This is a genomic window from Halosolutus sp. YCN4 (assembly GCF_059736495.1).
Genome location: NZ_JCASSM010000001.1, coordinates 1,137,695 through 1,150,093, shown reverse-complemented (window position 1 = coordinate 1,150,093; position 12,399 = coordinate 1,137,695). Strand labels below are relative to the sequence as shown.

The window sequence follows — 12,399 nt, the reverse complement described above, 5'->3', positions numbered from 1 at the left end:
GCCGTCCCGTTCACGCGTTCGACGGACCGCGAGCGTCCCGTGGGACGAGTCCGGGACGATCCACCGTCGCCGACGCACAGAGCTAAGAGACGGGAGACCCATCTGTGGGACGAAATGCGTCACGCGAAGGGACCACTGCTCACCGTCGACGTCGGTGAGCGGACGGCGACCGAGACGACGATCGACGAGTTGCTCGAAACGTACGTGGGCGGGCGAGCGGCCGCGACGGCGCTCGCACACGAGCGGATCCCGTTCGACGCCGACCCGTTCGGCCCAGACAATCGCGCGTACCTGTCGACGGGGCCGCTCCAGCAATCGCAGATGTCCTTCACGGGCCGGATGAACATGACGGGGCTGTCGCCGCTGACCGACGGCCTCGTCTCGACCAACGCCGGGGGCTACCTCTCGCGAAACTTCGTCGGCACCGGGATCAGCGTCCTCGAACTGGTCGGCGAGAGCGACGAGTTGCTCGCGGTGCACGTTCGCGACGACGGCGTGAGCTTCGAGGACGTGCCGGAACTCGAGGGGGCGACGGTGCCCGAGACGTCCGACTATATGGCCGACCGGCACGGCCTCGGACCCGAACACTGCATCGCGATCGGGCCCGCGGGGGAGAACCGCGTCCGCTTCGCCTCGGTGATGACGTTCGACTCGCGCGCGTTCGGCCGCGGCGGCCTGGGAGCGGTGCTGGGCGCGAAGAACGTCAAGTGCGTCACGTTCGAGGGCGACGCGGCACCGCCGGTCGAGATTCCGGACCCGCCAGAGTCGGACATCCACCGGGAAGCGGCCCAGTCGGACGACCTGATGCGCCGGCAGGGGACGACGGGCGGCACGGAGTTCATCAACGACAACTTCTCGTTGCCCACCCGCTACTTCCGGGAGTACGAGTTCGAGCACGTCGCGGACATCGGCGGCGACGCCGTCGAGGAGAAGAAGTACAAGAAAGGGGCGTGCTCGGCCTGCGCGTACGCCTGCAAACTGCCGACGCGGGACGAGGAGACCGGAGTCGAGACCGAAGGGCCCGAGTTCGAGACCGTCTATTCGTTCGGCTCCTGCCAGGGTGTGGGGGACATCGTCGACGTGATGAGAGGGAACGAACTCTGTGACACGCTCGGGATGGACACCATCTCGGCCGGCGTCACCGTCGCGGCCTACCTCGACAGCGAGGACGAGTTCGGCAACGCGGCCCTCGCCCAGGAGGTGACCGAGAAGATCGCCTATCGAGAGGGGATCGGCGACACCCTCGCGGAGGGCGTCGATCGGTGTCACGAGGACCTCGGCGTCGACAACTACACCGTCAAGGGGATGGAGTTCGCGGCCCACGACGGCCGCGTGCTCCACGGCCAGGGGCTGTCCTACGCGGTGGCGAACCGCGGCGGAGATCACATGTACGCCGGGATGTTGAGCCTCGAGTACAGCGGCGAACTCGATCCGGAGGGCACCCTCGGGAAGGCCGAGACCCTCGTCGCGGAGGAGAACGCGTCGGCGTTCCGGGACACCGGCATCGTCTGCGCGTTCGGGAGCGACTACGTCACCGACGAGCGCCTCGAGACGCTCTTCGACGCCGACTACGACGACCTCATGGCTGTCGGCGCGGCGACCGTCCGCCTCGAGCGCCACTTCAACAACCAGCGCGGCTTCGATCGCGCCGACGATCGACTCCCCTACGGGATTCCGGACCTCGAGGACGCGATCAAGGAGTACTACGACGCCCGGGGCTGGGACGACGGGATCGTGCCCGACGAAACGGTCGACGTGGCCGTGCCGACGGCCGACTGATACGGACTGCTGTAGTCGATTACCGCCGATCACCGACCCCGTTCTGGTGATCGGCGGTAGATAGTTGCAGCAATCCGTATGACGCGATCGAATCGGCCGGTCCGGCACGCTAGCCCGCAGAGAGCGCCTCCTCGAGCCGATCTTCGATCGCCGACAGTTCCGCGTACAGTTCGTCGCTCGCCTCGTCCTGGAGGTCGTCGATCCGCGTCGCGAGCCCCTCGAGTCGGGTCCCTTTCTCGGTCTCGTCGCTCTCGACTTTCTGGACGTAGACGTCCTCCGTAACGTCGTAGACGTCGGCGGTCGAGAGGTCGGTGACGGTCAGGACGACGTCCAGTTTGTCGCGATCGATCCCGAGGACCCACTCGCGGGGAATGCCGTGCTCGTCGAGCGCGTCGAGGACGGTCTCCTCGTCCTTCGGGCGGCGGCGTTCGCGGGTGGTCCGCCGAACGGCACCGAACCGGCCCGCGAGTCGCTGGTCCGGCCCGAGTCGATCGAGCAAGGCGTCGCGCGCCGTCGATCGCACCCGGTCCGCGCCGCGCTGGACGTCCGAGAGCAACACGTAGAGGTCGGTCAGGGAGTCGGTATCGAGCGTCTCCGGCTTCTCCACGTCACCCTCGAGACGGTCGACGAAGTCGGCCAGCAACAGCGCGTCGTCGTGGACCCGCTCGGGCGCAGTTCGCGCCTCGATCGCCGAGAGCAGGTACGGGCTCTCGCCGGCGACGGCCCGCTCCGGATCGCGGACGATCGCGTCGTCCGCGACGGTGTACGCCGCCGACAGCGTCAGGACGGCCGCGTACGGCTCGACCCGCGGCGGCAGGTCGGCCACGGGAATCGCCTCGTCGGGGAGGCGATCGACCAGGACGCCGAACTGCTCCCGCCAGAGGGGCTGTCGTTCGCCGCTGTCGGTGAATCGAACGGTCATCCGGTCCGCGTCGACCGCGTCGACCTCGAACCGGCGTTCGGAGATCGGCGTGACCAGTTCCGCCTCCGTATCGAGATCCTCGACGGCCGATCGCAGATCGGTCCAGCGCGTCTCGTCCATACCGGTCGTTCGCCGAGCGCCGTCAAAAAGCGGTCCCCCGAACCTGCCACGCCGACGTGACGCTACTCGCCCGCCGCGACGATCGGCGGCAACTCGGCGAGCGAGTCCAGTCGATACGTCGCCTCCGTGCCGTCCGGGGCGGTCTCCTCCGCTCGTACGAGCAGTGCCGAATCGATCCCCGCGTTGTGGGCCGCCCGCACGTCGACCGCTCGATCGCCGACGTACAGTGCGTCGTCGGCCTCCAGCGAGTCCATCGCGGCGTGGATGTTCCGGGGATCGGGTTTGCGGCGAGCGAGGCCGTCCGGCGTCAGGGGACAGCCGTAGACGGTCTCGAACAGCGATCGGAGCCCGAACCGATCGAGGACCGTCGAGACGACGCTGGGGTGGTTGTCGCTGACGATCCCGAGCGGGTGGTCGAGCGATCGCACGGCCGCGACGTCGTCGTACACCGATCGCAGGCCGCGCTCGATCGCCTCCCGCTGCGTTCGGACGAGTTCCCGCGCGGCCCGCGAACAGAACGCGTCGGTGTCGATCCCGAGGCTGCGACACCGTTCGGTGAGCGAGTCGAAGTCGCCGGCGACGAGCGCCAGCAGGGTCTCGCGCGACGGCCCCGACGCGCCGAGTGCGTCGTAGGTGCGTCCGACCGCGTCGGAGAGTCGCTCTCGCGAGGGGGTCTCGACGACGACCCCATCGAAGTCGAACAGGACCGCGTCGTACTGCATGGTGGCTCGTCCTCGTCGGCCAACAGTCTTAACAATAGGCGATTTGCTCTCGGCGGCTACGGTGGCCGGCTAACCGCCGTACACCGACGGAACCAGCCGAATGACGGACTCGCTCTCGATGGGCGTCTCGAGTCCGTCCAGGTGGGTGACGTTCTTCTTGTCCCTGGTCACGACGGTCTCGCCGACCAGTCCTTCGCCGTCGGGTGCGACGAGTCGCCCGGCGAGCGACGGGTACGCCGTCTCGAGATCGGACAGCAGGTCGCCGACGGTCTCGGCCTCCGTCTCGAACTGGACCGTCTTCTCACCGACGGCCTCGCGGAACGGACCGAAAAAGACACATTCGACTTGCACACGTCGAAATAGCGCGCAATACGTCTTGTAACCGACGGTTTACTCACACTCATCCGGGTACTCGAACCCAACGCAGACTGTTGTTCCGTTCACGAATCGCGCGGATCGGTGTCCGTCTTTTTCTCGCATATCCGGTACAAATCACAAAAACAGTTATTACCTCCTATAACATCACTCGGCGTGTAATTCATGCTGAACAACACGCGGACTCGACGGACGGTACTGAAAGCGATCGGTGCAGGCGGACTCACGCTCACGTTTGCGGGCCTCGTATCCGCGGACGGCGAGCAGCGGTATCTCGTCCGGGGAAGTACCGGTATCGCGCGGCAGGTTCGCCGTCGCGGGTATTCCGTCGAACACAGCCTCGCCGACGGGACGGTGCTCGTCGTCGACGGTGAACCGGAGGCCAGCGACGACCTCGAAGGGATCGACGACGTTTCGACTGCAGTTCCGGACTTCGCGTTCGAGCTCGAGGAACCGGAACTGTCCGCGTCGGCCGACGTCGACGGGGGTGACGACGACACGGACGAGGACGACTGGCCGGCGCTGTTCGACCAGCAGTGGGACAAACGCGTCACGGCTGCCGACGAGGCCCAGGAGTGGGCGAGCGGAGACGGCCGCCGGCTGGCGATCATCGACACCGGTATCGACCACACCCACCAGGACCTCGGGAACGTGAACACCGACGCGAGCGTCTCCATCATCGGGGGCGAGATCGGCGACCACACCGGGGACGCGGGCTACCACGGGACCCACGTCGCCGGAATCACGGCGGCGACCGGTGCGGTCGGCGTAATCGGCACGGCACCGGACGCCGAACTCGTCTCCGTGCGCGTGTTCGAAGAAGAAGGCGGCGCCACCTTTACCGATATCCTCCTCGCGATGGAGTACGCCGCCGACGTCGGCGCGGACGCGGCGAACATGAGCATCGGAACGCCGCCGATCCCGCCGCAGGGCAACGCCGAGCAGTACCGGCGCGTGATGGAACCCGTCGCGCAGGCTGTCACCTCGCGGGGTACCCTGCTCGTCGGCAGCGCCGGCAACAGCGACGCGAACCTCCAGCAGGGCGGCTTCTTCACGCTCCCGAATAGCCTCTCGGGCGTGACGAGCATCAGCGCGACCGGTCCGAACGACGAGCGGACGTTCTACTCCAACTACGGCACCAACGAGATCGACGTGGGTGCCCCCGGCGGCGGGTACGAGACGCTCGAAAAGACCCTCTCTGAGGACGAGAACGAAGTGGAGTGGCCCTATCCGACGAACCTCGTGCTCTCGACGGTCCCCGGAGACGGATACGACTGGTTGGCCGGGACGTCGATGGCCGCCCCACAGGTCACCGGAACCGTGGGTCTCGTCCGCGAACTGTATCCGGAGACGAACGCAAACCAGGTCGAGAAGTACATCAAACGGGGTGCCGATCTCGTAAGCGGCGACAGCGATCCCGACTTGGGTGCCGGCCGTCTCAACGCGAAAGACGCACTGGACGTCGAATAGCGACTCGGACGATCGAGAACCGATCGCACCGTCGCGTCGAACGTTTCTCGGACGTCTCAGGACGGCGTCAACCGATCCCACAGCGACTTCATCTCGGAAGCCGTCGAGAGCGTGTCGAGTTCCCGGTAGGCCGACTGCTCCTCGTCGTAGTTCGATTCGAGCGGCGCCTGCACGTCGTCGCCGAGTTCGAGTTCGGTCGCCAGCATCGACAGCCCCTCGTAGGCCGTCATTTCGACCCGTTCGGTCATCATCCCCGCATTGAGGTAAACCATATCGAGCAGGTCGCCGTCGCTGATCTCGTCCTCGAGCGACCGCCGCTCGCTATCGAGGGCGTCGAGCACCGGATCCTCACGGGCTTCCGGCGGTTCCCCGAGCGCGTCGAAGGCGTCCTCGATGCGTTCGACCTGCGTTCGGGTCTCGTCGCGGTGGTCGGCAAAGCCCCTGCTCAGCCGATCGTTGCTCGCGTTGAGCGCCATCTCGTCGAGCGCGTCGACGAGTTCCTGTTCGACGTAGTACTGCTGGCCGAGTTTGTGCACGAACAACTGATAGATGGTCTCGATCGCCATGTGAGACACGATGTCACTCGATCGAATAGTCGCCAGGCCCGAGTGCGCAGGGTCGGCGGGCGCTGACGAAGAGGGCCGATCCTGGGCCTGTGCGAGACGTGTAACGAGACGGACGGCGGCTGTATCGAGGCCGTACCGACGCCCCGAGAGACGCCGCCGATCGCCTCTTCGAACTCGAATCAGGCGACGTCGTCGGGAACGTCGAAGTCGTGGTAGTGTTCTCCCTTCTCTGCACTGAGAATGTGAAGCGCCGCGGCAGCGCCGTCGCCGGCGGCGATCACGGCCTGCCACTCCTCGGCCCTGACCATCGCACCCGTCGCGTACAGGCCGTCGATGCTGGTCTCCATGCTCAGGGTGACGTCGACGGTATCCTCGTCGTCGAAGTCGCAGCCGACGTTCTCGGCGATCGATCGGTCCGCACCCGTCGCGAGCACGACGTAGTCGGCCTCGTACGCGTCGTCGTCGGTCTCGACCCGGAACCCGTCGTCCGCCCGCTCGACGTCCGTCACCGCTTCGCCGACGCGCACGTCGGCACCGCGGTCCCGGACCTGGCCGCGAGTGAGCGTCATGAACTCGTCGCCGCCGATACTCCTGATACCCGGATAGTTGAACAGGTGAGCCTTGTGCATCCACGTCTCGTCGGTGTCGAAGACGATCGTCTCGAGGCCGTTCTTCGCGGTGAACAGGGCTGCACTCAGCCCGGCGGGGCCGCCGCCGACGATGGCAACGTCTGGCATACCCGGTGTGACCACGAACGGGGGAATAAACGATTTTATCAGCTATTCGAACAGTGCCCTCCTCCAGACGGGCCCGCTCAGGGGAGCGTCACCGATGCGGGATCGACCCGCCGCGGCTCCGGCCCCTCGTCGGTCGAGACGGCGTAGTCGCCCCGATCGGTCGCCGCGTCCTCGTCGCCGGTGAGAACGATCACGGCCTCGGCGAGCAACGGCGCGATCACGCCCGCGACGACCGTCCGCGGATCCGACAGCGGGGCCCGGACGACGACGCGATCGCCGGATTCGAAGCCGTGCTCGTCGATCACGTCACGCGCCGTCGCGAGGACGTCCTCGTGGGTGTAGGTCCGGTCTCCGTCGGTCAGGATGTCGGTCTCCGGAGCGACGGAAAGCGGCGGGAACGACGGGTTCTCGCTCCAGATGCCCGCGTCGAAGTGGTGGACGTCGGGCTGGTCGGGCTTGTCGCCGTAGCCGACCCGCTGGGCACCCCGCGGGAGTTCGTACCGATCGAGCGCGTCGACCGGGGCGACCAGCGCCCGGACGTCGTCCGCGCCAGCGAGGTCCGTCGGGGGCTCGAACTGCGTTCGGCCCTCGAGCAGCGTCGTGCCGAAGAACGCCTCGAGCGCGAGCGGACCGTCGCCGACGACGCCGACGGTGACCCCCTCGCGAATCCCCGCGTGTCGCAGGAAGTTGCCCGACTTCCAGGCGGTCGTACACAGCCAGTGGACGTCGAACTCGCGCCCGGTCGCGTCGACGAGCGCCGGCCGATCGTCGCGCCGGTCACGCGTGAGCAAGGCGTCGACGGTTTCCATACACGATATTTCGGGCACTGCATGAAAAGTCCGCCGTGTTCGGCGTCACCTCGCGGCCGTGCTCGCCCACAGCCACCCTTCTCAGATGACCCCGTGATTCCGGTAGAACCGTCGGGTTCGTCCCTCGGCGAGCAACGGTCCATGAACCTGCAGCGACGCCACGCCGGGGTAGCTGTTGGCTTCGATGATCGAGAACTCTCCCTCGCCGGTGACGACGAGATCCCAGCCGACGTACGGCACGTGCGAGAGCGTCTCCGCGATCTCGAGCAGTCGATCGCGCACGGCCGGCCAGCCGGGCACTTCGGCCCCCTCGATTCGGGTGCCTGTGTCGGGATGGGTCTCGTGCCACTCGACGGTGCCGTCGTCCGGATACGCGGCCGCTCTCCCGAGGCGACCGGTCTCGCGATCGATCTCGGCGCTCAGTCCGCCGTTCGAGAAGTTGTCCACGGGGACGGACTCTCGCGTTCCCAGCCGATGGATCGCGATCGGAACGAACGCCTCCTGGTTGCGTTCGTCGAACATCGTGAGCACGCGGATCGTGTTCGTCGTACCGGGAAACAGGTCGTTCGCGTAGTCGGCCTGCTCGACGAACTCGCAAACGAGGTAGTCCTCGAGGGAGGCGAGCGTTTCGTCGAGGTCGGCCTCGATCGTCGGGCTGCCGTCGTAGTAGTATTCGTCGTCCCGTCGCTCGAGGAAGTGGACGTTGTTCCCGCCGCCACCGCTGAACCACTTCAGGACGAGCCGGTCCCCGTTCGAGAGGTGGTCGTCAACCCAGTCGAGAGGGTCGGCAGTCGGCTTCGACGACGGGGACGGGTGCTCGAGTTCGACCCCGCCGTCGTTCAACACTGGCCCGTGGCCGTCGGCCCCCTCGACAGGCGCCCCGTCGGCAGTCCCCTCGTCACCGGGCGCCTCCCCGTCGGGATCGAACGCGTGGAACCGGCCGTCGACGAGCATCCCGTACACGGTCGGTCTGTGTGCGGGGAACTCGCCGAGAACCCGGTGAAAGGCGAGTTTGTTGTCTATCAGGGCGTTCCAGTGACCGTTGATTCGTTTCGTTCCGAGAAACCGCTGGTAATCGGAGAGGTACGCCCCGGAATCGTGAGCTTCGAAGTCGCAGATCGCGTGGGACTTGCTCAGGAAGCCGCAGCGATAACACCAGCACCGCTGGCGAAGCGACAGGTCGAACGACGAACCGGACCGTCGCTCTGTCCGAACGAGTTTTCGTGCTTGCGCGACCGTCTGGTACGCTCGTTTGACGTCCATCGATCACGACTGGCGGCCGTGAGCCCGATACTTATACTCGATGTAACGATCGTCCGCGAGCGTACAACGGTCCCGTCGCCGATCGCTGCAGCCGCCCCCGGGACCCGTTTTTCGTCGCGTATGGAATCTCCAGTGGGCTCGAAAACCCGCAGTCAGAACGCGCGCTTGATCTTCTCGAAGAAGCCTTCGTTCACCTCGATCTCGTCGCCGCCGGCCTCGGCGAACGCCTCGAGGGCCTCCCGCTGGTCCTCGTTGAGCGACTCCGGCGTGACGACCTGCACCTTGACGTAGAGGTCCCCGTGTCCGCGACCCCGAAGCCGGGGCATCCCCTTCCCCTCCAGGCGGAAGGTTTCGCCGCTCTGGGTGCCCTGTGGAATTTCGAACTCGACGGTCCCGGACACCGTCGGCACCTCGACGGTGTCGCCGAACGTCGCCTGCGGGAACGAGATCGGCAGGCGGTAGCGGAGGTCGTCGCCCTCGCGCTCGAACTCCTCGTGTTCGGTGATCGTCACGTCGATCAGGAGGTCGCCGTGCGGGCCGCCCTCGGGACTCGGCGCACCTTCGCGCTCCATCCGGAGCGTCTGGCCGTCCTGGATACCCGCCGGCACCTCGACCGTCAGCGTAGCTTCGTTGCGGACGTAGCCCTCGCCGCGGCACTCGCCGCAGGTCTCGGAGTAAAGCGTTCCCTCGCCCTCACAGCGGGGACAGGTCGTCGTCTGCTGGACGCGCCCGAGCGGCGTCTGCTGGACCTGGGTCACCTGCCCGCGACCCTGGCACTCGGGACAGGTCCGGGCGTCCGCGTCCGGCGGGTGGCCCTCGCCGTCGCAGACGTTGCAGGCCTCCGGCCGCTCGACGGTAAACTGCTTCTCGACGCCCTCGTAGGCCTCTTCGAGGTCGATCTCGAGTTCGGTCCGGAGGTCGCGACCCTTGCGGGGTCGACGACGGCCGCGACCGCCGCCACCGCCGAACACCTGCTCGAAGATGTCGCCGAGGCCGCCGCCCATGCCGCCACCGCCCATGCCGCCGAACGGGTCGCCGCCCATGCCGCCGGCACCGCCCTCGCTGGCGTCGAACCCGTGTTTTTCGGCCTGCTCGTACCGATCGTGTCCCATCCGATCGTAGGCCTGGCGTTTCTCCTCGTCCGTCAACACCTGTTTCGCCTTCTGGATCTTCTTGAACTTCTCTTCTGCGTCCGGATCGTCGCTGACGTCCGGATGGTACTCCGTGGCCTTCTTCCGATAGGCCTGTTTGATGTCCTCGGTCGAGGCGTCGGGACTCACGCCGAGAACGTCGTAGAAATCCTCGCTCATTCGTTGCCCCACGGTACTCGGTAGAACCACTTGAAACGAACGTTCGCCAACGAACGTTTTCTACGTCGGGTTCGCCTGCGGCGAACCGCTCGTACAAAAACTTCGATGAAAAAGGCCGCCTCCGCAGACGAAGTCTGCGTCGGCGGTCAACCGTTCGCTTTGCTCGCGGATGCTGGCCGCAGTATACTCCTTTGATAGACTCGCTACGCTCGTCCTCGTCGTCAAATTCGAAAACGAACACCGTGATTTTTCGAAACTACGGAAGAAGACGGCGCCTCGCGTTACTCGTCGTCGTCTTCTTCGACGTCTTCGAAGTCGGCGTCGACGAACTCTTCACCCTCGTCGGCGGCAGCGCCGCCCGCGGCACCACCGGCCGCGCTGCCCGGGCCGGGGTTCGGGCCGCCGCCCATGCCGGCACCGGCAGCGCCGCCTGCAGCGCCTCCGGCGCCGCCCGCGGCACCGGCGTCGGCGGCGCCGGCCTGCTGGTAGACCTGCTTGCCGATCTCCTGGAGTTCCTGGCTCAGATCCTCGGTCGCGGCCTCGATGTCCTCGGCCTCGGCGTCGGAGTCGTCGATCGTCTCCTCGACGTCCTCGATCGCGGCCTCGATGTCGGCCCGGAGGTCGTCGTCGACCTGCTCGTTCTCCTCTAAGAGCGTCTCGGCGCGCTGGATCGTCGCCTCGGCGGTATTGCGTGCCTCGATCCGTTCGCGCTTTTGCTTGTCCTCCTCGGCGTGTTTCTCGGCCTCGCGCTGCATGCGCTCGATCTCGGAGTCCGAGAGCCCGGCGCCGCCTTCGATCGTGATCTCCTCGCTCTCGCCGGTGCCCTTGTCCTCGGCAGAGACGTTGACGATGCCGTTCTCGTCGATCGAGAAGGTGACCTCGATCTGGGGCGTGCCGGCGGGGGCCGGCGGGATGCCGGTCAGGTGGAACTCGCCGAGCAGTTCGTTCTTTTCGGCCAGTTCGCGCTCACCCTGGAAGACCCGCACCTGCACCGAGGTCTGGTTGTCCGCCGCGGTGGTGAAGATCTTCGACTCCTCGGTCGGAATCGTCGTGTTCTTCTCGATGAGTCGCTCGAAGAGGCCGCCCTTGACCTCGATCCCGAGCGAGAGCGGGGTGACGTCCAGTAGGACGATGTCGTCGACCTCGCCGCCGAGGACGCCGCCCTGGATCGCGGCACCGAGCGCGACCGCCTCGTCGGGGTTGACGTTCTTCTGGGGCTCTTTGCCCGTGAGTTCCTCGACTTTCTCGGCGACCTGGGGCATCCGAGTCGAGCCACCGACGAGCAGGACTTCGTCGATGTCGTCCTTCTCGTAGCCGGCGTCCTCGAGGGCCTGCTCGGTCGGTTCGACGGTGCGATCGATCAGGTCCGACGTGAGCGACTCGAACTTCGCCCGGGTCAGGCTCTCTTCGAGGTGGATCGGGCCGTCGTCGGTCGCCGTGATGAACGGGAGGTTGATCTCGGTCTCCTTGCGCGAGGAGAGTTCGATCTTGGCCTCCTCGGCGGCGTCTTTCAGCCGCTGGAGCGCCTGCCGATCGTCGCGCAGGTCGATGTCGTGTTCCGCTTCGAATCCGTCCGCGAGCCAGTCGATGATCGCCTGGTCCCAATCGTCGCCGCCGAGGTCGTTGTCACCGTTGGTCGCGACGACCTCGTAGACGCCGCCGCCCAGATCGAGGATCGAAACGTCGAACGTCCCGCCACCGAGGTCGTAGACGAGCACCGTCTGGTCCTCGTCGTCGTCGAGGCCGTAGGCCATGGAAGCGGCCGTCGGCTCGTTGATGATGCGTTCGACCTCGAAGCCGGCGATCTCGCCGGCGTCTTTGGTCGCCTGGCGCTGTCGGTCCGAGAAGTACGCCGGGACCGTGATGACGGCCTTCTCGACCTCGTCGCCGAGGTAGTCCTCGGCGTCGCGCTTGATCTTCTGGAGGATCATCGCCGAGATCTGCTCGGGGGTGTACTCCTCGTCCTCGATCTCGACGGTGTAGTCCTCTTCGCCGATGTGGCGCTTGATCGACTGGATCGTCTTCTCGGGGTTCTGAACCGCCTGGTTCTTCGCCGGTTTGCCGACGAGGCGCTCCTCGTCGTCGGTGAAGGCGACGACGGAGGGTGTCGTCCGCTCACCTTCCGCGTTGACGATGATTTCCGGGTCTCCACCCTCCATCACCGCGAACGCACTGTTCGTCGTGCCCAGGTCGACTCCGAGAATCTTGTTGCTCGCCATCATGAAATTCCTTGCGGTCACTTTGGTTTAAAGCTTGCCACCGAAACTCGGTAGCACTTGGTATTATAGATCTCGGCCGAGTGCGGGCACCGTTACGGGCGCTTCGT

11 protein-coding genes are annotated in these 12,399 nt (G+C 66.4%); 2 read left to right on the top strand and 9 right to left on the bottom strand.

Annotated elements, in window-relative coordinates:
• Window positions 1-114 precede the first annotated feature (114 nt).
• The gene (locus tag AC6I6X_RS05675; protein ID WP_497929522.1) at window positions 115-1,779 is read left to right on the top strand and encodes an aldehyde ferredoxin oxidoreductase C-terminal domain-containing protein; all 1,665 of its coding nucleotides are present in this window, start codon (window positions 115-117) and stop codon (window positions 1,777-1,779) included.
• Between the two features lie 109 nt (window positions 1,780-1,888).
• Here AC6I6X_RS05675 and AC6I6X_RS05670 read toward each other — a convergent pair whose 3' ends face one another.
• From AC6I6X_RS05670 to AC6I6X_RS05660, 3 genes are all read right to left on the bottom strand, one after another.
• Window positions 1,889-2,821 carry a DUF7983 family protein gene (locus tag AC6I6X_RS05670; RefSeq protein ID WP_497929521.1) on the bottom strand — a complete coding sequence of 311 codons (933 nt, stop codon included), beginning with the start codon at window positions 2,819-2,821 and terminating at the stop codon, window positions 1,889-1,891.
• A gap of 62 nt (window positions 2,822-2,883) precedes the next feature.
• Complete coding sequence (locus AC6I6X_RS05665; RefSeq protein WP_497929520.1) at window positions 2,884-3,543, bottom strand: HAD family hydrolase; 660 nt, start codon at window positions 3,541-3,543, stop codon at window positions 2,884-2,886.
• A 69-nt stretch (window positions 3,544-3,612) separates the two neighbouring features.
• Complete coding sequence (locus AC6I6X_RS05660) at window positions 3,613-3,894, bottom strand: ubiquitin-like small modifier protein 1 (RefSeq protein ID WP_497929519.1); 282 nt, start codon at window positions 3,892-3,894, stop codon at window positions 3,613-3,615.
• Window positions 3,895-4,083: 189 nt separating this feature from the next.
• Between AC6I6X_RS05660 and AC6I6X_RS05655 the strand changes: the two genes are divergently transcribed.
• The gene (locus AC6I6X_RS05655; RefSeq protein ID WP_497929518.1) at window positions 4,084-5,388 is read left to right on the top strand and encodes a S8 family peptidase; all 1,305 of its coding nucleotides are present in this window, start codon (window positions 4,084-4,086) and stop codon (window positions 5,386-5,388) included.
• 56 nt (window positions 5,389-5,444) lie between these two features.
• Here the strand turns inward: AC6I6X_RS05655 and AC6I6X_RS05650 are convergent, their stop codons facing one another.
• The 6 genes from AC6I6X_RS05650 to dnaK all read right to left on the bottom strand — a co-directional run bounded on the left by AC6I6X_RS05650 (window position 5,445) and on the right by dnaK (window position 12,292).
• Window positions 5,445-5,954: a YciE/YciF ferroxidase family protein gene (locus AC6I6X_RS05650; RefSeq protein WP_497929517.1), complete on the bottom strand. Its 510-nt coding sequence runs from the start codon at window positions 5,952-5,954 to the stop codon at window positions 5,445-5,447.
• A 179-nt stretch (window positions 5,955-6,133) separates the two neighbouring features.
• The gene (locus tag AC6I6X_RS05645; RefSeq protein WP_497929516.1) at window positions 6,134-6,691 is read right to left on the bottom strand and encodes an NAD(P)/FAD-dependent oxidoreductase; all 558 of its coding nucleotides are present in this window, start codon (window positions 6,689-6,691) and stop codon (window positions 6,134-6,136) included.
• A gap of 77 nt (window positions 6,692-6,768) precedes the next feature.
• Entirely contained in the window at window positions 6,769-7,500 is a 732-nt protein-coding gene (locus AC6I6X_RS05640; protein ID WP_497929515.1) for a hypothetical protein, read from the bottom strand.
• Window positions 7,501-7,581: 81 nt separating this feature from the next.
• Window positions 7,582-8,763, bottom strand: coding sequence for a sugar-transfer associated ATP-grasp domain-containing protein (locus AC6I6X_RS05635; RefSeq protein ID WP_497929514.1), 1,182 nt, complete (start codon window positions 8,761-8,763; stop codon window positions 7,582-7,584).
• A 152-nt stretch (window positions 8,764-8,915) separates the two neighbouring features.
• Window positions 8,916-10,073, bottom strand: a complete 1,158-nt coding sequence (dnaJ, locus tag AC6I6X_RS05630) for a molecular chaperone DnaJ (RefSeq protein WP_497929513.1) — start codon at window positions 10,071-10,073, stop codon at window positions 8,916-8,918.
• Window positions 10,074-10,354: 281 nt separating this feature from the next.
• The gene (dnaK, locus tag AC6I6X_RS05625; RefSeq protein WP_497929649.1) at window positions 10,355-12,292 is read right to left on the bottom strand and encodes a molecular chaperone DnaK; all 1,938 of its coding nucleotides are present in this window, start codon (window positions 12,290-12,292) and stop codon (window positions 10,355-10,357) included.
• Window positions 12,293-12,399 lie beyond the last annotated feature (107 nt).